The organism is Bacillus niameyensis (assembly GCF_001375535.1).
In the GTDB taxonomy this organism is placed as follows: domain Bacteria; phylum Bacillota; class Bacilli; order Bacillales; family Bacillaceae_C; genus Lederbergia; species Lederbergia niameyensis.
Genome location: NZ_LN831197.1, coordinates 2,998,493 through 3,022,851, shown reverse-complemented (window position 1 = coordinate 3,022,851; position 24,359 = coordinate 2,998,493). Strand labels below are relative to the sequence as shown.

Genomic DNA, 24,359 nt, shown 5'->3' with positions numbered 1-24,359 from the left:
TGCAATTATTTAGTAAAATAAAGAGAATGACTTATTAGAAAAGAGTGAGAACGTGGAAACAAGAATTAAAATTGAGACTGACACGATTACCCTCGGTCAATTTTTGAAACTAGCTGACCTTATTCCATCTGGTGGAATGGCCAAATGGTTTTTAAGTGAGCATGAGGTTTTCGTTAATGATGAACAGGATCAACGTAGAGGGCGGAAACTCACTATTCATGATAAAATAGAGATAAAAGGAATCGGTACATTTATCATTGAAGGATAGATAAGATATTTCGGGATGCGAACACAAGTTTCTACCTTCTTATCATAAAAGGATGTTGACTTCATGTACATTGAAGATTTAGAACTGGTAAACTTTAGGAATTACGAAAAACTTAATATTTCCTTCGAAAATAATGTAAATGTTATATTGGGGGAAAATGCCCAAGGTAAAACAAATGTCATGGAGTCTATTTATGTATTAGGATTGGCAAAATCCCATCGGAGCTCAAATGATAAAGATTTAATCCGTTGGGACTCAGAATATGCTAAAATAAAGGGTAGGCTACAAAATTCGCGCGGAGAAGTACCGCTAGAGCTGACTATTTCAAAAAAGGGAAAAAAAGCTAAATTTAACCATATTGAACAACAAAAGTTGAGTGGGTACGTAGGTAATATGAATGTTGTTATGTTCGCACCTGAAGATCTCCATCTTGTTAAAGGGAGTCCTCAAATAAGGCGGCGATTTATTGATATGGAAATAGGGCAGGTGTCACCTGTTTATTTGCATGATATGAATCGATTTCAAAAGATATTACAACAAAGAAACCATTATCTAAAGCAGCTCCAGTCAAGAAGGCAAGATGATGTAACATTTCTCCAAGTCTTAACGGAACAATTTATTGAAGTGGCAGTCAAAGTTATGAAAAAACGCTTTGAATTTATTCGTATGCTTGAGAAATGGGCTAGTCCGATTCATTCTGGCATTTCTAGAGGTTTGGAAACTTTAGAAATTCAATATAAACCGTCAATAGAGGTATCGAAAGAACTGGATTGGTCGAAGATGATAAAAGAATTAGAGGAGAAATTTCACTCGCTACAGGATCGGGAAATTGACCGTGGAGTTACATTAATTGGCCCCCATCGTGATGAAATAGCCTTTTATGTTAATGGCAAGGATGTGCAAACATTTGGCTCTCAAGGACAACAACGGACAACTGCTCTTTCTGTCAAATTGGCTGAAATTGACCTGATTTATACAGAAGTTGGTGAATATCCTATTTTACTTCTTGATGATGTCTTGTCTGAATTAGATGATTATCGTCAATCTCATTTACTTAATACGATCCAAGGTAAAGTCCAAACATTTGTGACAACGACAACGGTAGATGGTATTGATCATCAAACTTTGAGAGAGGCAACAACCTTTATTGTACAAAATGGGGAAATGGAAAGAGTGAAATGAGGTGAATCCCATGTACGTCCATGCTGGAGAAGATGTAATGATCCGTTCGAGTAAAATTATTGCCATCATAGAGAGAGAAACGGTTGAGTCATCTTTGGAAATTCAATCATTTCTAGATCGAAAAAAAGAATGGTTAACGAATTTAACTAATGATGATTATAAATCGTTGATCATTACGGATCCTCATATTTATCTCTCCCCTATTGCTCCGGCAACCTTAAAAAGACGCTTACTAACTCTAAAGGATTATGAATTAAATTTATAAATATCGCAAAAAAACGATTGAAAGAGCAGGTGAGTTTTTTTGACAATGGATCATAAAGAAATGCAGGATCAATTATATGATGAACACCAAATACAGGTGCTTGAAGGATTGGAAGCAGTTCGTAAAAGACCTGGGATGTATATAGGCTCTACCAGCTCGAAAGGACTCCATCATTTAGTTTGGGAAATTGTCGATAATAGTATTGATGAAGCTTTAGCGGGTTATTGTGATGAGATTAATGTCACAATTGAACCTGATAATAGTATTACTGTAAAAGACAATGGTCGCGGAATCCCAGTTGGTATCCAAGAAAAGATGGGCAGACCAGCTGTAGAAGTTATTTTGACTGTGTTACATGCTGGAGGAAAGTTCGGTGGTGGAGGATATAAAGTTTCTGGTGGCCTTCACGGCGTAGGTGCTTCTGTAGTAAACGCCCTTTCATCAGAACTGGAAGTATATGTTCACCTTAACGGCCAAGTTCATTATCAGAAATATGAACGTGGAGTACCTAGTTTCGATTTGAAAATTATCGGTGAAACAGACCACACTGGAACGATTATTCATTTTAATCCTGATCCGGAAATTTTTACTGAAACGACGGAATTTGTTTTTGAAACTTTAGCTACTCGAATGAGAGAACTCGCCTTCCTTAATCGCGGCTTAAAATTAACACTAGAGGACAAGCGAGCTGAAGAAAAGAAAGTAGAATACCACTATGAGGGCGGGATTAAATCATATGTGGAATATTTGAATCATTCGAAAGAAGTTATCCATGAGGAGCCAATTTATGTTGAAGGCGAAAAAGAAGATATTTTAGTGGAAATTGCTCTTCAATATAATGATGGATTTGCAAGTAATATTTATACATTTGCTAATAATATCAACACTTATGAAGGTGGTGCCCATGAAGCGGGCTTTAAATCTGCTTTAACGAGGGTAATCAATGATTATGCACGCCGAAATAATATTTTCAAAGATAATGATAGCAATCTTTCAGGAGAAGATGTTCGAGAAGGATTAACAGCTATCGTCTCTATAAAACATCCAGATCCACAGTTTGAAGGACAAACAAAAACAAAGCTGGGGAATTCTGAAGTAAGGACGATTACAGATTCAGTGTTTTCAGAGCACTTCGAGAAATGTTTGTTAGAAAATCCTTCTTTAGCAAGAAAAATTGTTGATAAAGGGTTAATGGCTGCGAGAGCTCGCTTAGCTGCCAAAAAGGCCCGTGAATTAACTAGAAGAAAAAATGCATTGGAAATTTCCAATCTCCCTGGTAAATTAGCCGATTGTTCGTCTAGGGATCCACAAATCAGCGAATTGTTTATTGTTGAGGGTGATTCAGCTGGTGGGTCTGCTAAACAAGGACGTGACCGATTATTTCAAGCAATTTTGCCATTGAGAGGGAAAATTATAAATGTTGAGAAAGCTCGTCTTGATCGAATTCTCTCCAATAATGAAATTAGGACCATTATTACCGCGTTAGGTACAGGTATTGGAGAAGACTTTGATATTGTCAAAGCGCGCTATCACAAAATTGTGACGATGACAGATGCAGATGTTGATGGAGCACATATACGAACATTATTGCTGACCTTTTTCTATCGATATATGAGACCTTTAGTTGAAGCTGGGTATGTTTATATCGCTCAACCACCTCTCTATAAGATTTCTCAAGGAAAAAAGGACCACTATGTTTACTCAGATAAAGAACTTGAAGATTATTTAGCTCAAATTCCTCAAGTACCAAAACCAGGAATTCAACGGTATAAAGGTCTTGGAGAAATGAACCCTGAACAATTATGGGAGACGACAATGAATCCTGAATCCCGTACATTGCTTCAAGTTAGCTTAGAGGATGCGATTGAAGCGGACCGCACGTTTGACATGCTTATGGGTGAAAAGGTTGAACCTCGACGTATATTTATCGAGGAAAATGCACAATACGTGAAAAATTTAGATATATAGGAACAGAATTTAAGTTAGAGCAAATTTGCCATTGAGTATGAGTTTATTTTCTCTTCTCGAGGTATTTGCCCTTTTAAAGAGGGAGGTTGCTAGTATTGGCAGATTTACCCAATTCTAATATAAAAGAAATTAATTTAAGCCAAGAAATGCGTACATCATTTTTGGACTATGCAATGAGCGTTATCGTTTCGCGTGCACTGCCTGACGTACGAGATGGCTTAAAACCTGTTCACCGGAGAATTTTATATGCTATGAATGATCTGGGGATGACGAGTGACAAAGCCTTTAAAAAGTCAGCTAGGATTGTCGGAGAAGTAATCGGTAAGTATCACCCACACGGTGATTCTGCGGTCTATGAAACGATGGTTAGAATGGCTCAGGACTTTAGCTATCGAAATATGTTAGTAGATGGACATGGGAATTTCGGTTCCGTAGATGGAGATTCTGCAGCTGCAATGCGTTATACGGAAGCGAGAATGTCCAAAATTTCAATGGAACTCGTCCGTGATATCAATAAAGATACGATTGATTATAAAGATAACTATGATGGATCTGAAAGAGAACCTGCAGTCTTACCAGCTCGATTTCCTAATTTACTTGTGAATGGCTCCTCCGGAATTGCTGTTGGAATGGCGACTAACATTCCTCCGCACCAATTAGGAGAAGTTATTAATGCTCTGCTTGCACTTAGCAAGGAACCCGATATCACTATCCAGGAACTAATGGAATATATTCCAGGACCTGATTTTCCTACAGCGGGTATTATCGTAGGAAGAAGTGGGATTCGAAGAGCATATGAAACTGGTAGAGGGTCTATTATTTTACGAGCAAAAGTTGAAATAGAGACGAAATCGAATGATAGGGAAACGATTATTGTTAATGAACTTCCTTATCAAGTTAATAAAGCAAAACTCATTGAACGGATCGCGGAACTTGTTCGAGAAAAGAAAATTGAAGGTATAACTAGCTTGAATGACGAATCGGACCGAAATGGTATGCGAATCGTCATTGAAGTGCGCAGAGATGCGAATGCTAATGTGATTTTAAATAACCTCTATAAATTAACTGCAATGCAAACGAGTTTTGGTATTAATATGTTGGCATTGGTTGACGGCCAACCTAAAGTTCTAAACTTAAAGCAATGTCTCTATTACTATCTTGAACATCAAAAGGTTATTATTCGTAGAAGAACTGAATTTGAATTAAGAAAAGCCGAGGCAAGAGCGCATATTTTAGAAGGATTAAGAATTGCACTTGATCACATTGATGCGATTATTAGTTTGATTAGAGGGTCTGAAACGACTGATATTGCACGTACTGGTTTGATGGAGCAGTTCCAGCTTTCTGAAAAACAAGCTCAGGCTATTCTTGATATGCGTCTCCAACGCTTAACGGGTTTAGAGCGCGATAAAATTGAAGAAGAATATCAAAATCTTCGTAAATTGATCGAGGAGTTAAAAGCAGTTTTAGCAAATGAAGAAAAAATTCTCGAGATTATTAGAGAAGAGTTATTGGAAATTAAAGAACGTTTTGATGACGGAAGAAGAACAGAAATTGTTGCTGGTGGCATTGAACAAATAGAAGACGAAGATTTAATCCCAAGGGAAAATATTGTTGTTACATTAACGCATAATGGGTATATAAAACGTCTTCCTATTTCCACTTACAGAAGTCAGAAACGTGGTGGCCGCGGTGTCCAGGGAATGGGGACAAATGATGATGATTTTGTTCAGCATTTAATTACGAGTTCGACCCATGATACCATTCTGTTTTTTACTAATAAAGGGAAGGTTTATCGTGCAAAAGGCTATGAAATTCCTGAATTTAGTAGAACTGCAAAAGGTTTACCAATTATCAATTTATTGGATATTGAAAAAGATGAATGGATTAATACGGTTATATGTGTTGAAGAATTCCTTGATGAATCGTATTTATTTTTCGCTACAAAACAAGGTGTCGTAAAACGTACTCCATTATCAGCGTTTGCCAATATTCGTACGAATGGTCTCATTGCCCTCGGTTTAAGAGAAAATGATGAACTTATTTCTGTTCAGTTAACTGATGGGGAAAAGGATATTGTTTTGGGTACGAAAAATGGATTGCTCATTCGTTTCCATGAAGAAGATGTTAGGTCAATGGGAAGAACAGCAACTGGTGTAAAGGGAATTACTTTATCTGACGAAGATGAAGCTGTTGGAATGGAAATTCTTGATGAGAATGATGATGTTCTAGTAGTTACGAAAAATGGCTATGGAAAGCGAACTTCTGCGGCCGAATATCGGATACAAAGTCGCGGTGGAAAAGGATTAATCACTTGTAAAATTACAGAGCGGACTGGCACTGTAGTAGCAGTTGAGACTGTACAAGGCGATGAAGATATTATGCTTATTACAGATAGTGGTATAATTATTCGAATGGATGTCCAGGGCATTTCGGTTATTGGACGAAATACACAAGGTGTTAAACTAATGACTCTTGGAGAAGATTCGTCTGTTTCAACAGTAGCGAAAGTAGAAAAGGAAGAAGAACAAGTGTCTGAAGATGTCGAAGATGAAGATCAGACGCCTGAAATAGAAGAGAAAGAAGAGTAATAAAGACTAAGGAGGCGTCACCTTTTGACGCCTTTTTAGTAAATTTAAGTCTATAAAGTTTTGCTGAGCATGTTATACGCTTAAGTGATTGAGTTCTTACAGCGAGATGATGTAGAGTAAAGTATTCCATTAATCTAAATATAATTGCTTGTCCCTTAGCGACAGGCACCTACACTTTTTATATTATTCATACGGAAGTGATCAATGTGAAGGTAAAAGTAGAAGAACTTAAAGAAGGTAGTGTATTACTAAAAGATGTTATGGGTTCCACGAGTTCCCCGATTATACCTGCCAACACTGTTTTAACAGAAGAGCATCTTAATGTATTAAGGGCTTTTTTAATTAAAGAAGTTGAAGTTGGAAATAGGTTAAATAGCGGTAAACCCTTTGAGGAAATGAAAACGAATACAGACACATATAAGGGTAATGGCGAAGATTTATCCTTTTTAGAATTGTACTCGAGTGCAGTTACTCAATATAAAAAAGAATTTCAGTCGTGGCGATCAGGTTCGGCAATAAATATTTCTAAAATACGTTCCTTTTTAATCCCTTTATTTAAAAAGTCACATGAAAACAAAGATTGGTTACAGCGCATTGATCAATTCTCCAATAAACAAGATTACTTGTATCATCATGCTATTGCCGTCAGTTTGATTGCTAGTTTTATTGCAAAAGAAATGGGGTATGATAATGGCCAATGTTTGCAAATTGCTATGGCGGGATGTCTCGCTGATTGTGGGATGTCAAAGATTGATGAAGGTACAATTATAAGTACAAGATCATTAAGAGACCATGAATGGAATGAAATAAAAAAGCACCCAATATATAGCTACCAAATGCTTAAAGATATTTCTTTATTAAAACCTGAAAGCAAATTAGCAATTGTTCAACATCACGAAAGGTTGGATGGAACAGGATACCCATTGGGAGAGTCAGGGGCGAAAATACAAATGCAATCTCAAATGATTGCTATAGCAGATATTTATCATGCAATGACAGCAAATAGATTATATATGAATAAAAGGTCTCCATTTAAAACACTTCAAATGATGAAAGAAGACCAATTTGGTAAACTTCATATTTCTATTTTACAAGTATTAATATCCGCAATTGCTGAGCTTCCAGTTGGAACAAATGTAATATTATCAGATGGACGTGTAGGTGAAATTATCTTTAATAAACCGAATGCTAAAACTAGGCCGTTAATTAAAATCAAGGAAAACAACGAAATGGTTGATCTTGAAAAGCACAGACAACTCTACGTACAACAAGTAATGAACTAATATAGATTATAATTTAGCTTTGTTTTATTTATTTTTCTCAAAAAAACTCTTGCATAATTTAAAAGAAGTTGGTATATTAGAACATGTGCTTGAGAGAGCAATTGAATAAAATAAAAAAACACTTGACACTATGACTTTTAAGTGATAATATATAAAAGTCGCAGTTAAGAGCGATTGAAAGTTTGATCTTTGAAAACTGAACGAAACAAACGTCAATAATAAATTTTAGATGATCTTTTGATCATCGCCAGCTTTATATGAGCTNTGTTACAGTAGGGCATACCTCCTCAATGCATATAGATTAATTTTAGGGCTGAGTTATTCAGCCTTTTTTTATTTTAGCGGAGAGAGTGTCGGACCTGCGCCAATGATTATTTCCGTGATACAATATTTGGCATGAGTCTGAATAATTGGAGGGAGCTTAATGAAGATTTACACAAAAACAGGTGATAAGGGGACAACATCCCTTGTCTATGGGCAAAGAATAGCCAAAAACGATTTGCGTGTTGAAGCGTATGGAAGTTGTGATGAAGCAAATTCGATGATTGGACTAGCTGTTAGTTATTTGAAGCAAGAAGATAGAAAAGAATTTCAAGAGCTGCAACAACTTTTTCATCAAGTACAAACAGCTCTTTTCCATGTAGGGGCAGAATTGTCTACTCCTAATGATAAAGAAGTGAAATGGAAATTAAAAGAAAGTGATGTAAAGCTATTAGAAGAAGCAATTGATCGTTTAGATGAACAGCTTACACCATTGCAGAATTTTATTCTTCCTGGTGGACATCCTGCTGGAGCTGCATTTCACGTAGCGAGAACGGTTGTGCGCAGAGTGGAAAGAATCGTAGTTGGTCTTGAAACAAATAATCCACTTGTTTTATCTTATCTAAATCGACTTTCTGACCTTTTATTTGTCGTAGCACGATATGTCCATCATATATTAGGAGAAGAAGAAGTAAATCTGCATGAAGGAGACAAGATTGACAGCTAAACCCATTTTTTAGTACACTATTTATAAGAATTATAAATAGATAATCAATTTTATGTTAGAAAAGAGGTGCATGGCGGTGTCAGAACATCAATTAAAAGATGCGATTCAAACATTGAAGCAGACAGGAGTTCGAATTACACCCCAACGTCATGCGATTTTGGAGTATTTAGTTCAGAGTATGTCACATCCAACTGCAGACGATATTTATAAATCACTCGAAGATAAATTTCCGAACATGAGTGTTGCAACTGTTTATAATAATTTACGCGTTTTTCGGGAAGTGGGCTTAGTAAAGGAACTTACCTATGGTGATGCTTCTAGCAGATTTGATTTTGTGACATCAGACCATTATCACATTATTTGCGAGAACTGTGGGAAGATTGTTGACTTTCATTATCCAGGCTTAGATGAAGTTGAACAGTTGGCAGCCCATGTAACGGGATTCCAAGTTGGCCACCATCGCATGGAAATTTATGGTGTATGTCCTGATTGCGGAAATAAAGAAACACATTAAAAATAGCCTAACTTTTATAGGCTATTTTACTTTATTCAAAAATGGCAAACTGCTTATAACAGCAGTTTGCCATTTTAAATTAAGCTTGTTCCAGATTACTCGCCTTAATGACCTCTTCTTCTTTGTAGAATCGGCTATAACAGATCATAAAGACTAGATAAGCAACAAAACTAAAGATTAATAGAAATGTTACAGGTAAATAGTTTAGGAAAACAAACATTAATACTAATAAAATAATAGATAAGAGTGTTGATGGAAAATACTTAATAGCAAAAAAGAAGGAGTTTTTTACTACTCTCCATAATGTTAACTTATAGTGAACCATCATTGGGAAAATATATATAGAAGTTAGTAACCCAATGGATGCAATTAAAAACAACGAGGCTAGCAGTAGGTTTTGCATGACTTTCCCTAAAGTACCGATCAGCATAAAGTCAATATAAAGGATGTAACCAAAGATAGAGACTAGAATGCCAAGTAAAAAACTTTGTTTGAAATTTTCCTTGAAAAAGCGAAAAAAGGGAAGGAAGACAGCTGAATCCTTTTTAATAACATATTGTCTGATCACCCCGAACATAGCAGCAGTAGCTGGAAAGATAGTAATGATCGGCAGACACATGACGAACCAAAGGATATTTAATAAAAAGAAAAAAGACACCGTTTCCAAAATAGTATATAACCTGCTGTTTAAGATATTCATAGTTAACCACCATTTAATCTATTTTTGAGAATGACGATGCAGAGCAACATTGCACTTGACCGAAAAGGAATTCGGAAGCATATTTTAAACTTGCTCAGCATCGTTCCCTTTTTGATATAGTAATTATAACATATATCAATAAATTTAAAAAAGCGAAATTTTTTAAAGATTTTTCTTGCGATTGTATTTTTCATCAAATTCCTTGCCTTCAAGATTTGGATCCAAGGTAAGTGGTTCCCTACAATACATGCACATATCTACTTTACCTAACACTTTAGTAGGTTTGTTACAATTTGGACAAATTACTTGTACTGCCTTTGTTGAAAGCATTCCAATCCAAAAATAAACTAATGTACTAGAAAGAATAGCTAATACTCCTAAAATCATAAAAATCGTCATAACAATAGGATGATTTTTGAAGAATATTCCCCCATACATAATAATAAACCCAGCAAAGATTAAACCAAGAGCAAAGGACCGGATCTTATTTATTTTACTTGAATATTTTTTTGCCATAGTGAGCCCTCCTGAAAGTAAATATATCATATGGAAGAAAAACTTCCTACTATATATTCCGTTAAATAACGTATGTGGAGAAAGGAAGAAGGAGATTTCGAATTACTGTCGAAAGAAAAGGGTAATAAGGAATTGGAGGAATTGCCATGGAAGAAATCCTCAAAAGCATCTGTGTAGAAAAAGAAGATAGTGAAAACACATTAGGTATTTTAGTAATTGAAAAGAAACAGCAACTATCCCCTTCGACAAATACGTTTGATTTCATCTTGCTTGTTATAGTACGTCAACGAACTGATTCGACATCTATTATGCATTATCAATATAATGATAAAAGAATCGCTCTTCATAATGTAACAGAACAGCAAATAAAAGAATGGATTCTTTTTGGATCGAATAACAAAATTATAGAATGGATACATGAAGGTGAAGTTTTATTTGATAAGAACGAGTTTGTATTAAATTTAAGAAATGAGTTACGAGACTTTCCATTTTATGATCGTAAATTGAAAATAGGAGTCGAGTTTGCAAAGCTTATCCGTAGATATTTAAACGGGAAATCGTTTTTTGAAACGGGCCAATTTTTAGATGCATATAATCATATGATTCATTGTTTACACCATCTAGCTCGTCTAGCCATTATCGAAAAGGGCTTTTATCCTGAATTAACGGTATGGAGTCAGGTTAAGCAGATGGATCCAGAAATCTACAAGTTATATGAGGAACTCGTTAACAGCGAGGAATCTATTGAAAAAAGATTAGACTTACTTTTTATAGCTAGTGAATTTTTAATCTTTTCTAGAACGAAAATTGGTGCTGGGCATCTTTTGGAAACTTTAGAAATGCAAACCCAATGGTCGATTGGTGAGTTGAAATCTCATCCTGAACTTCATTATTATGGTGTTGATTTAGATCTACTAGTGGAATACCTAATCGATAAAGACTTTATTACAGTAGTCGAAGTTCCTATAAACACACTGGGACTAAGCGATAGATTTTATTTCAAGAAATAGTTTACCTTTTTTTGAAAAAAGGTATTGACCAATTCTAATAAACTTGTTATAGTAATAAACGTCGCTGCTGACGTTAAGTTCGGCGGTCGAAAAAAAAGATAAAAAACTTCTTGACTTTCCAGACTGAAAGTTGTATGATAATAAAGTCGCTGTTAAGAAGCAAGCAAGTTTGATCTTTGAAAACTGAACGAAACGAACGTCAATAATAAATAGATGATCATTTGATCATCGCCAGCTTTATATGAGCTAAACAAACTTTAAATGAGAGTTTGATCCTGGCTCAGGACGAACGCTGGCGGCGTGCCTAATACATGCAAGTCGAGCGAATGGATGGGAGCTTGCTCCCTGAAGTTAGCGGCGGACGGGTGAGTAACACGTGGGCAACCTGCCTGTAAGACTGGGATAACTCGCGGAAACGTGAGCTAATACCGGATAATTTCTTTCTTCACATGGAGAAAGGTTGAAAGACGGTTATGCTGTCACTTACAGATGGGCCCGCGGCGCATTAGCTAGTTGGTGAGGTAACGGCTCACCAAGGCGACGATGCGTAGCCGACCTGAGAGGGTGATCGGCCACACTGGGACTGAGACACGGCCCAGACTCCTACGGGAGGCAGCAGTAGGGAATCTTCCGCAATGGACGAAAGTCTGACGGAGCAACGCCGCGTGAGTGAAGAAGGTTTTCGGATCGTAAAACTCTGTTATCAGGGAAGAACAAGTACCGTTTAACTGACGGTACCTTGACGGTACCTGACCAGAAAGCCACGGCTAACTACGTGCCAGCAGCCGCGGTAATACGTAGGTGGCAAGCGTTGTCCGGAATTATTGGGCGTAAAGCGCGCGCAGGCGGTCTCTTAAGTCTGATGTGAAATCTCGCGGCTCAACCGTGAGCGGTCATTGGAAACTGGGGGACTTGAGTGCAGAAGAGAAGAGCGGAATTCCACGTGTAGCGGTGAAATGCGTAGAGATGTGGAGGAACACCAGTGGCGAAGGCGGCTCTTTGGTCTGTAACTGACGCTGAGGCGCGAAAGCGTGGGGAGCGAACAGGATTAGATACCCTGGTAGTCCACGCCGTAAACGATGAGTGCTAAGTGTTAGAGGGTTTCCGCCCTTTAGTGCTGCAGCAAACGCATTAAGCACTCCGCCTGGGGAGTACGGCCGCAAGGCTGAAACTCAAAGGAATTGACGGGGGCCCGCACAAGCGGTGGAGCATGTGGTTTAATTCGAAGCAACGCGAAGAACCTTACCAGGTCTTGACATCCCGCTGACCGGTCTGGAGACAGGCCTTTCCCTTCGGGGACAGCGGTGACAGGTGGTGCATGGTTGTCGTCAGCTCGTGTCGTGAGATGTTGGGTTAAGTCCCGCAACGAGCGCAACCCTTGAAATTAGTTGCCAGCATTTAGTTGGGCACTCTAATTTGACTGCCGGTGACAAACCGGAGGAAGGTGGGGATGACGTCAAATCATCATGCCCCTTATGACCTGGGCTACACACGTGCTACAATGGATGGTACAGAGGGTTGCGAGACCGCGAGGTTTAGCCAATCCCTTAAAACCATTCTCAGTTCGGATTGTAGGCTGCAACTCGCCTACATGAAGCCGGAATCGCTAGTAATCGCGGATCAGCATGCCGCGGTGAATACGTTCCCGGGCCTTGTACACACCGCCCGTCACACCACGAGAGTTTGTAACACCCGAAGTCGGTGGGGTAACCTTTTGGAGCCAGCCGCCGAAGGTGGGACAGATGATTGGGGTGAAGTCGTAACAAGGTAGCCGTATCGGAAGGTGCGGCTGGATCACCTCCTTTCTAAGGAATATATATTGACTGCGAGTCAATATTAATAAAGACGTTTCGTTTCGTTCAGTTTTGAGGGATCAAACCTTCATTTATTGATGGGGGCCTGTAGCTCAGCCGGTTAGAGCGCACGCCTGATAAGCGTGAGGTCGGTGGTTCGAGTCCACTCAGGCCCATCATCCTACTCTATTTTGAAATTTAAATAGAGTTTTATTTAATGGGGCCTTAGCTCAGCTGGGAGAGCGCCTGCTTTGCACGCAGGAGGTCAGCGGTTCGATCCCGCTAGGCTCCACCAAAAGGTATATTCGTTCTTTGAAAACCAGATAAAATGAGAAGATATAAACCGAGAAACATTCACCTTACGGAGAATTCCGTAAGAAAACTAGTAAGACCTTATTAAGGTCGAGCAAGGAGAAGTGAGAAGATCAAGGAAGCAAATGAGTGAGCGCCGGAGCGTATATAATACGTGAGGATGCGAATGAATGAAGCTGACGCAGAGATTCGAAGCTTATCATTGCACGAACGATTAAGTTAGTAAGGGCGCACGGTGGATGCCTTGGCACTAGGAGCCGATGAAGGACGGGACTAACACCGAAATGCTTCGGGGAGCTGTAAGTAAGCTTCGATCCGGAGATTTCCGAATGGGGAAACCCTCTGCTCGTAATGGGGCAGAATCCATTTCTGAATACATAGGAAATGGAAGGCAGACCCGGGGAACTGAAACATCTCAGTACCCGGAGGAAGAGAAAGAAAAATCGATTCCCCGAGTAGCGGCGAGCGAAACGGGAAAAGCCCAAACCAAGAGGCTTGCCTCTTGGGGTTGTAGGACACTCTATACGGAGTTACAAAAGGATGATGTAGACGAAGCGGTCTGGAAAGGCCGGCCACAGAAGGTAACAGCCCTGTAGTCGAAATGTCATCCCCTCCTGAGTGGATCCTGAGTACGGCGGGACACGTGAAATCCCGTCGGAAGCTGGGAGGACCATCTCCCAAGGCTAAATACTCCCTAGTGACCGATAGTGAACCAGTACCGTGAGGGAAAGGTGAAAAGCACCCCGGAAGGGGAGTGAAATAGATCCTGAAACCGTGTGCCTACAAATAGTCAAAGCATGGATGCGTATTTCCCTATGGGAAAACGCTGTGTGATGGCGTGCCTTTTGTAGAATGAACCGGCGAGTTACGATTTCATGCAAGGTTAAGTTGAAGAGACGGAGCCGCAGCGAAAGCGAGTCTGAATAGGGCGTATATAGTATGAGGTCGTAGACCCGAAACCAGGTGATCTACCCATGTCCAGGGTGAAGGTAAGGTAACACTTACTGGAGGCCCGAACCCACGTACGTTGAAAAGTGCGGGGATGAGGTGTGGGTAGCGGTGAAATTCCAATCGAACCTGGAGATAGCTGGTTCTCTCCGAAATAGCTTTAGGGCTAGCCTTGAGAAAGAGTCTTGGAGGTAGAGCACTGTTTGGACGAGGGGCCCTCATCGGGTTACCGAATTCAGACAAACTCCGAATGCCAAAGACTTGATTCTCAGGAGTCAGACTGCGAGTGATAAGATCCGTAGTCGAGAGGGAAACAGCCCAGACCGCCAGCTAAGGTCCCCAAGTATCCGTTAAGTGGAAAAGGATGTGGAGTTGCTTAGACAACCAGGATGTTGGCTTAGAAGCAGCCACCATTTAAAGAGTGCGTAATAGCTCACTGGTCGAGTGACTCTGCGCCGAAAATGTATCGGGGCTAAACGGATCACCGAAGCTGCGGACTGACACCGTAGGTGTCAGTGGTAGGAGAGCGTTCCAAGGGCTGTGAAGCCAGACCGGAAGGACTGGTGGAGCGCTTGGAAGTGAGAATGCCGGTATGAGTAGCGAAAGAAGGGTGAGAATCCCTTCCACCGAATGCCTAAGGTTTCCTGAGGAAGGCTCGTCCGCTCAGGGTTAGTCGGGACCTAAGCCGAGGCTGAAAAGCGTAGGCGATGGATAACAGGTCGATATTCCTGTACCACCTCCCCGCCGTTTGAGTAATGGGGGGACGCAGGAGGATAGGGTAAGCGCGCTGCTGGATATGCGCGTCCAAGCCGTTAGGCTGAAGAGGAGGCAAATCCTTCTCTTTAAAGCGGAGCGGTGATGGCGAGGGAAATATAGTACCGAAGTTCCTGATTCCACACTGCCAAGAAAAGCCTCTAGCGAGGCGGGAGGTGCCCGTACCGCAAACCGACACAGGTAGGCGAGGAGAGAATCCTAAGGTGATCGAGAGAACTCTCGTTAAGGAACTCGGCAAAATGACCCCGTAACTTCGGGAGAAGGGGTGCTCTTTTGGGTGAAAGCCCGAGAGAGCCGCAGTGAATAGGCCCAGGCGACTGTTTAGCAAAAACACAGGTCTCTGCGAAGCCGCAAGGCGAAGTATAGGGGCTGACGCCTGCCCGGTGCTGGAAGGTTAAGAGGAGTGCTTAGGCGCAAGCCGAAGGTACGAATTGAAGCCCCAGTAAACGGCGGCCGTAACTATAACGGTCCTAAGGTAGCGAAATTCCTTGTCGGGTAAGTTCCGACCCGCACGAAAGGCGCAACGATCTGGGCACTGTCTCAACGAGAGACTCGGTGAAATTATAGTACCTGTGAAGATGCAGGTTACCCGCGACAGGACGGAAAGACCCCGTGGAGCTTTACTGCAGCCTGATATGGAATGTTGGTGCAGCTTGTACAGGATAGGTAGGAGCCGTCGAAGCAGGAGCGCCAGCTTCTGTGGAGGCATCGGTGGGATACTACCCTTGCTGTACTGACATTCTAACCCGCACCCGTGATCCGGGTGGGAGACAGTGTCAGGCAGGCAGTTTGACTGGGGCGGTCGCCTCCTAAAGAGTAACGGAGGCGCCCAAAGGTTCCCTCAGAATGGTTGGAAATCATTCGCAGAGTGTAAAGGCACAAGGGAGCTTGACTGCGAGACCTACAAGTCGAGCAGGGACGAAAGTCGGGCTTAGTGATCCGGTGGTTCCGCATGGAAGGGCCATCGCTCAACGGATAAAAGCTACCCCGGGGATAACAGGCTTATCTCCCCCAAGAGTTCACATCGACGGGGAGGTTTGGCACCTCGATGTCGGCTCATCGCATCCTGGGGCTGTAGTCGGTCCCAAGGGTTGGGCTGTTCGCCCATTAAAGCGGTACGCGAGCTGGGTTCAGAACGTCGTGAGACAGTTCGGTCCCTATCCGTCGCGGGCGCAGGAAATTTGAGAGGAGCTGTCCTTAGTACGAGAGGACCGGGATGGACGCACCGCTGGTGTACCAGTTGTCTCGCCAGAGGCATAGCTGGGTAGCTATGTGCGGAAGGGATAAGTGCTGAAAGCATCTAAGCATGAAGCCCCCCTCAAGATGAGATTTCCCTTGGTTTATACCATAAGACCCCTGAAAGATGATCAGGTTGATAGGTCCGAGGTGGAAGTGTGGCGACACATGGAGCTGACGGATACTAATCGGTCAAGGGCTTAATCAAACAAATGTTTTTCGATTACTACTTCTCTTTTATCTGGTTTTGAGGGAATGAACCTCATTAAAAGGATCTTCTGCTAAGATCGCTCACGTCCTGTGAGCAACGCAGAAGTCAGCACATCCTGTGCAAGTAGTCTGGTGACGATAGCGAAGAGGTCACACCCGTTCCCATCTCGAACACGGCAGTTAAGCTCTTCAGCGCCGATGGTAGTAAGGGGCTTCCCCTTGTGAGAGCAGGACGTTGCCAGGCTACCTAATAATTGGAGGATTAGCTCAGCTGGGAGAGCATCTGCCTTACAAGCAGAGGGTCGGCGGTTCGATCCCGTCATCCTCCACCATACTTATTTGCCGGCCTAGCTCAATTGGTAGAGCAACTGACTTGTAATCAGTAGGTTGGGGGTTCAAGTCCTCTGGCCGGCACCATGGTATGAGCCATTAGCTCAGTTGGTAGAGCATCTGACTTTTAATCAGAGGGTCGCAGGTTCGAATCCTGCATGGCTCACCATTTTTAATTATAATATTTATTTAAGAACTTTATATTTGCGGGTGTGGTGGAACTGGCAGACACGCTAGACTTAGGATCTAGTGCCGCAAGGCGTGGGGGTTCGACTCCCTTCACCCGCATCATTTCCTTTCGTAATAAATAACGATTATTATTTGCGGAAGTAGTTCAGTGGTAGAACATCACCTTGCCAAGGTGGGGGTCGCGGGTTCGAATCCCGTCTTCCGCTCCAAGGGAATATTTACACATGTTTGGCGGAAATGGGTATACCCGGGAAGTAGCTCAGCTTGGTAGAGCACTTGGTTTGGGACCAAGGGGTCGCAGGTTCGAATCCTGTCTTCCCGACCAGTTAATATATTTATTTGGGGCCTTAGCTCAGCTGGGAGAGCGCCTGCTTTGCACGCAGGAGGTCAGCGGTTCGATCCCGCTAGGCTCCACCAAAAAATAAAACAAAAAAGTGTTGACATTATATTACATACGTAATATAATAGAAAAGTCGCCAAAAGAGGCGGAGAGAAATTTGATCTTTGAAAACTGAACGAAACGAATGTCAATAATAAATTTTAGATGATCTTTTGATCATCGCCAGCTTTATATGAGCTAAACAAACTTTAAATGAGAGTTTGATCCTGGCTCAGGACGAACGCTGGCGGCGTGCCTAATACATGCAAGTCGAGCGAATGGATGGGAGCTTGCTCCCTGAAGTTAGCGGCGGACGGGTGAGTAACACGTGGGCAACCTGCCTGTAAGACTGGGATAACTCGCGGAAACGCGAGCTAATACCGGATAATTTCTTTCTTCACATGGAGAAAGGTTGAAAGACGGTTATGCTGTCACTTACAGATGGGCCCGCGGCGCATTAGCTAGTTGGTGAGGTAACGGCTCACCAAGGCGACGATGCGTAGCCGACCTGAGAGGGTGATCGGCCACACTGGGACTGAGACACGGCCCAGACTCCTACGGGAGGCAGCAGTAGGGAATCTTCCGCAATGGACGAAAGTCTGACGGAGCAACGCCGCGTGAGTGAAGAAGGTTTTCGGATCGTAAAACTCTGTTATCAGGGAAGAACAAGTACCGTTTAACTGACGGTACCTTGACGGTACCTGACCAGAAAGCCACGGCTAACTACGTGCCAGCAGCCGCGGTAATACGTAGGTGGCAAGCGTTGTCCGGAATTATTGGGCGTAAAGCGCGCGCAGGCGGTCTCTTAAGTCTGATGTGAAATCTCGCGGCTCAACCGTGAGCGGTCATTGGAAACTGGGGGACTTGAGTGCAGAAGAGAAGAGCGGAATTCCACGTGTAGCGGTGAAATGCGTAGAGATGTGGAGGAACACCAGTGGCGAAGGCGGCTCTTTGGTCTGTAACTGACGCTGAGGCGCGAAAGCGTGGGGAGCGAACAGGATTAGATACCCTGGTAGTCCACGCCGTAAACGATGAGTGCTAAGTGTTAGAGGGTTTCCGCCCTTTAGTGCTGCAGCAAACGCATTAAGCACTCCGCCTGGGGAGTACGGCCGCAAGGCTGAAACTCAAAGGAATTGACGGGGGCCCGCACAAGCGGTGGAGCATGTGGTTTAATTCGAAGCAACGCGAAGAACCTTACCAGGTCTTGACATCCCGCTGACCGGTCTGGAGACAGGCCTTTCCCTTCGGGGACAGCGGTGACAGGTGGTGCATGGTTGTCGTCAGCTCGTGTCGTGAGATGTTGGGTTAAGTCCCGCAACGAGCGCAACCCTTGAAATTAGTTGCCAGCATTTAGTTGGGCACTCTAATTTGACTGCCGGTGACAAACCGGAGGAAGGTGGGGATGACGTCAAATCATCATGCCCCTTATGACCTGGGCTACACACGTGCTACAATGGATGGTACAGAGGGTTGCGAGACCGCGAGGTTTAGCCAATCCCTTAAAACCATTCTCAGTTCGGATTGTAGGCTGCAACTCGCCTACATGAAGCCGGAATCGCTAGTAATCGCGGATCAGCATGCCGCGGTGAATACGTTCCCGGGCCTTGTACACACCGCCCGTCACACCACGAGAGTTTGTAACACCCGAAGTCGGTGGGGTAACCTTTTGGAGCCAGCCGCCGAAGGTGGGACAGATGATTGGGGTGAAGTCGTAACAAGGTAGCCGTATCGGAAGGTGCGGCTGGATCACCTCCTTTCTAAGGAATAAACGAAAAGCGGAGGCGCCTGTCCATCGACGTACAAATATCATAGATTCTGACGAGATAAAGGAAACACGATGAGCCATTAGGCGAATCGATGTTGACTTATCGTAGGAAGAAGCGTAGATATTTGCTAGTCGATAGGCGCCAGAGCTAGACATCGTAAAAAAGACGTTTCGTTTCGTTCAGTTTTGAGAGTTCAAACTCTCAAAAGTTTGTTCTTTGAAAACCAGATAAAATGAGAAGATATAAACCGAGAAACATTCACCTTACGGAGAATTCCGTAAGAAAACTAGTAAGACCTTATTAAGGTCGAGCAAGGAGAAGCGAGAAGATCAAGGAAGCAAATGAGTGAGCGCCGGAGCGTATATAATACGTGAGGATGCGAATGAATGAAGCTGACGCAGAGATTCGAAGCTTATCATTGCACGAACGATTAAGTTAGTAAGGGCGCACGGTGGATGCCTTGGCACTAGGAGCCGATGAAGGACGGGACTAACACCGAAATGCTTCGGGGAGCTGTAAGTAAGCTTCGATCCGGAGATTTCCGAATGGGGAAACCCTCTGCTCGTAATGGGGCAGAATCCATTTCTGAATACATAGGAAATGGAAGGCAGACCCGGGGAACTGAAACATCTCAGTACCCGGAGGAAGAGAAAGAAAAATCGATTCCCCGAGTAGCGGCGAGCGAAACGGGAAAAGCCCAAACCAAGAGGCTTGCCTCTTGGGGTTGTAGGACACTCTATACGGAGTTACAAAAGGATGATGTAGACGAAGCGGTCTGGAAAGGCCGGCCACAGAAGGTAACAGCCCTGTAGTCGAAATGTCATCCCCTCCTGAGTGGATCCTGAGTACGGCGGGACACGTGAAATCCCGTCGGAAGCTGGGAGGACCATCTCCCAAGGCTAAATACTCCCTAGTGACCGATAGTGAACCAGTACCGTGAGGGAAAGGTGAAAAGCACCCCGGAAGGGGAGTGAAATAGATCCTGAAACCGTGTGCCTACAAATAGTCAAAGCATGGATGCGTATTTCCCTATGGGAAAACGCTGTGTGATGGCGTGCCTTTTGTAGAATGAACCGGCGAGTTACGATTTCATGCAAGGTTAAGTTGAAGAGACGGAGCCGCAGCGAAAGCGAGTCTGAATAGGGCGCATATAGTATGAGGTCGTAGACCCGAAACCAGGTGATCTACCCATGTCCAGGGTGAAGGTAAGGTAACACTTACTGGAGGCCCGAACCCACGTACGTTGAAAAGTGCGGGGATGAGGTGTGGGTAGCGGTGAAATTCCAATCGAACCTGGAGATAGCTGGTTCTCTCCGAAATAGCTTTAGGGCTAGCCTTGAGAAAGAGTCTTGGAGGTAGAGCACTGTTTGGACGAGGGGCCCTCATCGGGTTACCGAATTCAGACAAACTCCGAATGCCAAAGACTTGATTCTCAGGAGTCAGACTGCGAGTGATAAGATCCGTAGTCGAGAGGGAAACAGCCCAGACCGCCAGCTAAGGTCCCCAAGTATCCGTTAAGTGGAAAAGGATGTGGAGTTGCTTAGACAACCAGGATGTTGGCTTAGAAGCAGCCACCATTTAAAGAGTGCGTAATAGCTCACTGGTCGAGTGACTCTGCGCCGAAAATGTATCGGGGCTAAACGGATCACCGAAGCTGCGGATTGACACCGTAGGTGTCAGTGGTAGGAGAGCGTTCCAAGGGCTGTGAAGCCAGACCGGAAGGACTGGTGGAGCGCTTGGAAGTGAGAATGCCGGTATGAGTAGCGAAAGAAGGGTGAGAATCCCTTCCACCGAATGCCTAAGGTTTCCTGAGGAAGGCTCGTCCGCTCAGGGTTAGTCGGGACCTAAGCCGAGGCTGAAAAGCGTAGGCGATGGATAACAGGTCGATATTCCTGTACCACCTCCCCGCCGTTTGAGTAATGGGGGGACGCAGGAGGATAGGGTAAGCGCGCTGCTGGATATGCGCGTCCAAGCCGTTAGGCTGAAGAGGAGGCAAATCCTTCTCTTTAAAGCGGAGCGGTGATGGCGAGGGAAATATAGTACCGAAGTTCCTGATTCCACACTGCCAAGAAAAGCCTCTAGCGAGGCGGGAGGTGCCCGTACCGCAAACCGACACAGGTAGGCGAGGAGAGAATCCTAAGGTGATCGAGAGAACTCTCGTTAAGGAACTCGGCAAAATGACCCCGTAACTTCGGGAGAAGGGGTGCTCTTTTGGGTGAAAGCCCGAGAGAGCCGCAGTGAATAGGCCCAGGCGACTGTTTAGCAAAAACACAGGTCTCTGCGAAGCCGCAAGGCGAAGTATAGGGGCTGACGCCTGCCCGGTGCTGGAAGGTTAAGAGGAGTGCTTAGGCGCAAGCCGAAGGTACGAATTGAAGCCCCAGTAAACGGCGGCCGTAACTATAACGGTCCTAAGGTAGCGAAATTCCTTGTCGGGTAAGTTCCGACCCGCACGAAAGGCGCAACGATCTGGGCACTGTCTCAACGAGAGACTCGGTGAAATTATAGTACCTGTGAAGATGCAGGTTACCCGCGACAGGACGGAAAGACCCCGTGGAGCTTTACTGCAGCCTGATATGGAATGTTGGTGCAGCTTGTACAGGATAGGTAGGAGCCGTCGAAGCAGGAGCGCCAGCTTCTGTGGAGGCATCGGTGGGATACTACCCTTGCTGTACTGACATTCTAACCCGCACCCGTGATCCGGGTGGGAGACAGTGTCAGGCAGGCAGTTTGACTGGGGCGGTCGCCTCCTAAAGAGTAACGGAGGCGCCCAAAGGTTCCCTCAGAATGGTTGGAAATCATTCGCAGAGTGTAAAGGCACAAGGGAGCTTGACTGCGAGACCTACAAGTCGAGCAGGGACGAAAGTCGGGCTTAGTGATCCGGTGGTTCCGCATGGAAGGGCCATCGCTCAACGGATAAAAGCTACCCCGGGGATAACAGGCTTATCTCCCCCAAGAGTTCACATCGACGGGGAGGTTTGGCACCTCGATGTCGGCTCATCGCATCCTGGGGCTGTAGTCGGTCCCAAGGGTTGGGCTGTTCGCCCATTAAAGCGGTACGCGAGCTGGGTTCAGAACGTCGTGAGACAGTTCGGTCCCTATCCGTCGCGGGCGCAGGAAATTTGAGAGGAGCTGTCCTTAGTACGAGAGGACCGGGATGGACGCACCGCTGGTGTACCAGTTGTCTCGCCAGAGGCATAGCTGGGTAGCTATGTGCGGAAGGGATAAGTGCTGAAAGCATCTAAGCATGAAGCCCCCCTCAAGATGAGATTTCCCTTGGTTTATACCATAAGACCCCTGAAAGATGATCAGGTTGATAGGTCCGAGGTGGAAGTGTGGCGACACATGGAGCTGACGGATACTAATCGGTCAAGGGCTTAATCAAACAAAAAGCGGAAGCGCCTGTAACATCGGCGTATAAATATCCTAGCTTCTGACGAGATAAAGGAAACACGATGAAGTCCAACAGGACAAATCGATGTTGACTTATCGTAGGAAGAAGCGTAGATATTTACTAGCCGATAGGCGCTGGAGCTGGATTAGGAAAGAATGTTTTTCGATGACTACTTCTCTTTTATCTGGTTTTGAGGGAATGAACCTCATTAAAAGGATCTTCTGCTAAGATCACTCACGTCCTGTGAGCAACGCAGAAGTCAGCACATCCTGTGCAAGTAGTCTGGTGACGATAGCGAAGAGGTCACACCCGTTCCCATCTCGAACACGGCAGTTAAGCTCTTCAGCGCCGATGGTAGTAAGGGGCTTCCCCTTGTGAGAGCAGGACGTTGCCAGGCGATCAAGACATCCAAATGTGGGTGTCTTTTTTGTTTATTTAAACCGAAGGTTTTGTACATAATGAAGAGGTTCTCTTTTTAAACAAGCGAGGATCAGAGAGAGATCCGGACTATGCCTATGAGATTGAGGAAGTGAAACGGGTCATCCTGATCCACAACACGCAGTTAAGTTTTTCAGTGTCGATGGCAGGAAGGGACTTCCTCCTTGAGAGAACAAGACGTTGTAAGGAAAATCAAAGACATTCAAAATTGGATGTCTTTTTTAATGCATTAAACATAATAGTTTCAGACTGAATCCCCCTGCATATCTAATTTGTTATTTTGAAAGTTAACTTCTATGGTTTCAATTTTGTTGTTCATGGATAAAATATTCCTATGGTCATTAAGTAGATAATTGATTTTTATTTACCCTTTTGTGTATAATTAAGTCAAATATAGTCAAAGTCAGTTGTTGAAAATTTTATGAGAGGAGGTTGGAGTGTTGAGAAATATATCGGACATCATAGAAAATTATTTAAAAAGGGTACTTGAATTAAGTGATACTGAAATTGTGGAGATTAAAAGAAGTGAAGTGGCCGATAAATTTCAATGTGTCCCCTCTCAAATTAACTATGTCATTAATACTCGTTTTACAATCGAAAGAGGTTATTTAGTAGAAAGTAAGCGAGGGGGCGGGGGCTATATCCGAATCACCAAGGTTAGATCACATGATAAGGTCCATTTAATTGACCAATTGTCCGCTTTAACCGGAAATAAAATATCTCAAGCTAGTGCTCAGGATATTATATTGCGCTTAGTTGAGGAAGAAGTTATCTCAAATAGGGAAGCTAGGTTAATGTTAAGCGTGATGGATCGGTCCGTTATATATATAGAATTACCACAAAGAGATGAGTTGCGTGCACGAATATTGAAAGCTATGCTTTACGCTATTAAATACGAATAAAAAGGTAAGGTGAAATCGGATGATCTGTCAAAAGTGCAATGAAAGACCAGCGGCTGTTCATTTTACACAGGTAGTCAATGGGGAAAAGACGACGATACAGCTATGTGAAAAGTGCGCTCATGAAAAAGGGGAATTATTTATGTCGGAAGGTAGCACTGGTTTCTCCTTCAATGATCTACTAGCAGGTCTGCTTAATTGGGATTCAACAGCTTTTCAGCAAAGTAAATCATCGCAGTCTTCTCAACCACAAGCCCCCGTTCAATGTGATGTTTGTAAGATGACATATCAACAATTTGTAAATATTGGACGCTTCGGTTGTACAAATTGTTATAAAACTTTCCATAACAAGATTACTCCAATTTTAAAAAGGCTACACAGTGGAAATGTAAAGCATGGCGGGAAAGTT

At 43.4% G+C, this 24,359-nt stretch carries 13 protein-coding genes, 9 tRNA genes and 6 rRNA genes; 26 read left to right on the top strand and 2 right to left on the bottom strand.

The features are described 5' to 3' along the window. Window positions 1–52: 52 nt before the first annotated feature. The 8 genes from yaaA (at window position 53) to perR (ending at window position 9,059) form a co-directional block, all read left to right on the top strand. Window positions 53–268: a S4 domain-containing protein YaaA gene (gene yaaA / locus BN1243_RS14340; protein ID WP_062107872.1), complete on the top strand. Its 216-nt coding sequence runs from the start codon at window positions 53–55 to the stop codon at window positions 266–268. Window positions 269–331: 63 nt separating this feature from the next. Further along, window positions 332–1,450: a DNA replication/repair protein RecF gene (gene recF / locus BN1243_RS14335; RefSeq protein WP_062107870.1), complete on the top strand. Its 1,119-nt coding sequence runs from the start codon at window positions 332–334 to the stop codon at window positions 1,448–1,450. A gap of 10 nt (window positions 1,451–1,460) precedes the next feature. Then, entirely contained in the window at window positions 1,461–1,715 is a 255-nt protein-coding gene (gene remB, locus BN1243_RS14330; protein WP_062107868.1) for an extracellular matrix regulator RemB, read from the top strand. 45 nt (window positions 1,716–1,760) lie between these two features. Then, window positions 1,761–3,683 carry a DNA topoisomerase (ATP-hydrolyzing) subunit B gene (gene gyrB / locus BN1243_RS14325; protein ID WP_062110642.1) on the top strand — a complete coding sequence of 641 codons (1,923 nt, stop codon included), beginning with the start codon at window positions 1,761–1,763 and terminating at the stop codon, window positions 3,681–3,683. Between the two features lie 95 nt (window positions 3,684–3,778). Continuing rightward, on the top strand, window positions 3,779–6,274 hold the full coding sequence (gyrA, locus tag BN1243_RS14320) for a DNA gyrase subunit A (protein WP_062107866.1): 2,496 nt from the start codon (window positions 3,779–3,781) through the stop codon (window positions 6,272–6,274). A gap of 197 nt (window positions 6,275–6,471) precedes the next feature. Further along, the gene (locus tag BN1243_RS14315; RefSeq protein ID WP_230200207.1) at window positions 6,472–7,557 is read left to right on the top strand and encodes an HD-GYP domain-containing protein; all 1,086 of its coding nucleotides are present in this window, start codon (window positions 6,472–6,474) and stop codon (window positions 7,555–7,557) included. Between the two features lie 424 nt (window positions 7,558–7,981). Further along, window positions 7,982–8,545: a cob(I)yrinic acid a,c-diamide adenosyltransferase gene (locus tag BN1243_RS14310; RefSeq protein WP_062105441.1), complete on the top strand. Its 564-nt coding sequence runs from the start codon at window positions 7,982–7,984 to the stop codon at window positions 8,543–8,545. A 76-nt stretch (window positions 8,546–8,621) separates the two neighbouring features. After that, window positions 8,622–9,059 carry a peroxide-responsive transcriptional repressor PerR gene (perR, locus tag BN1243_RS14305; RefSeq protein ID WP_154669812.1) on the top strand — a complete coding sequence of 146 codons (438 nt, stop codon included), beginning with the start codon at window positions 8,622–8,624 and terminating at the stop codon, window positions 9,057–9,059. A 79-nt stretch (window positions 9,060–9,138) separates the two neighbouring features. Here the strand turns inward: perR and BN1243_RS14300 are convergent, their stop codons facing one another. After that, the gene (locus BN1243_RS14300) at window positions 9,139–9,759 is read right to left on the bottom strand and encodes a YesL family protein (RefSeq protein WP_062105439.1); all 621 of its coding nucleotides are present in this window, start codon (window positions 9,757–9,759) and stop codon (window positions 9,139–9,141) included. A 162-nt stretch (window positions 9,760–9,921) separates the two neighbouring features. Continuing rightward, a complete protein-coding gene (locus BN1243_RS14295) occupies window positions 9,922–10,275 on the bottom strand; it encodes a YgzB family protein (protein ID WP_062105438.1) in 354 nt (117 codons plus the stop codon). Window positions 10,276–10,421: 146 nt separating this feature from the next. On the opposite strand from BN1243_RS14295, the gene BN1243_RS14290 reads away from it, so the two are divergent. From BN1243_RS14290 to BN1243_RS22360, 18 genes are all read left to right on the top strand, one after another. After that, window positions 10,422–11,285 (top strand): nucleotidyltransferase-like protein, encoded by an 864-nt coding sequence (locus tag BN1243_RS14290; RefSeq protein ID WP_062105437.1) that lies wholly within the window; start codon window positions 10,422–10,424, stop codon window positions 11,283–11,285. A 257-nt stretch (window positions 11,286–11,542) separates the two neighbouring features. After that, window positions 11,543–13,090, top strand: a 16S ribosomal RNA gene (locus BN1243_RS14285). A gap of 90 nt (window positions 13,091–13,180) precedes the next feature. After that, window positions 13,181–13,254 (top strand) — tRNA-Ile (locus tag BN1243_RS14280). Window positions 13,255–13,297: 43 nt separating this feature from the next. Then, window positions 13,298–13,373, top strand: a tRNA-Ala gene (locus BN1243_RS14275). A 229-nt stretch (window positions 13,374–13,602) separates the two neighbouring features. Beyond that, window positions 13,603–16,556, top strand: a 23S ribosomal RNA gene (locus tag BN1243_RS14270). Window positions 16,557–16,686: 130 nt separating this feature from the next. Beyond that, window positions 16,687–16,802, top strand: a 5S ribosomal RNA gene (gene rrf / locus BN1243_RS14265). Between the two features lie 12 nt (window positions 16,803–16,814). Further along, window positions 16,815–16,890, top strand: a tRNA-Val gene (locus BN1243_RS14260). 9 nt (window positions 16,891–16,899) lie between these two features. Continuing rightward, a tRNA-Thr gene (locus tag BN1243_RS14255) sits at window positions 16,900–16,975 on the top strand. Window positions 16,976–16,981: 6 nt separating this feature from the next. Next, window positions 16,982–17,057: transfer RNA gene (locus tag BN1243_RS14250), tRNA-Lys, on the top strand. A 37-nt stretch (window positions 17,058–17,094) separates the two neighbouring features. Next, window positions 17,095–17,176 (top strand) — tRNA-Leu (locus BN1243_RS14245). Window positions 17,177–17,211: 35 nt separating this feature from the next. Further along, window positions 17,212–17,286, top strand: a tRNA-Gly gene (locus BN1243_RS14240). A 39-nt stretch (window positions 17,287–17,325) separates the two neighbouring features. Continuing rightward, window positions 17,326–17,402: transfer RNA gene (locus BN1243_RS14235), tRNA-Pro, on the top strand. 16 nt (window positions 17,403–17,418) lie between these two features. Further along, window positions 17,419–17,494, top strand: a tRNA-Ala gene (locus BN1243_RS14230). 171 nt (window positions 17,495–17,665) lie between these two features. Continuing rightward, window positions 17,666–19,213 (top strand): 16S ribosomal RNA (locus BN1243_RS14225). 437 nt (window positions 19,214–19,650) lie between these two features. Further along, window positions 19,651–22,604 (top strand): 23S ribosomal RNA (locus BN1243_RS14220). Window positions 22,605–22,894: 290 nt separating this feature from the next. Beyond that, window positions 22,895–23,010, top strand: a 5S ribosomal RNA gene (gene rrf / locus BN1243_RS14215). The 16S, 23S and 5S rRNA genes sit together here with 9 tRNA genes alongside, the layout of an rRNA operon. A gap of 481 nt (window positions 23,011–23,491) precedes the next feature. Beyond that, a complete protein-coding gene (locus tag BN1243_RS14210) occupies window positions 23,492–23,953 on the top strand; it encodes a CtsR family transcriptional regulator (protein WP_062107729.1) in 462 nt (153 codons plus the stop codon). Between the two features lie 19 nt (window positions 23,954–23,972). Beyond that, window positions 23,973–24,359, top strand: a 387-nt coding sequence (locus tag BN1243_RS22360; protein WP_062107862.1) for a hypothetical protein, incomplete at its 3' end; no start/stop codon positions are given.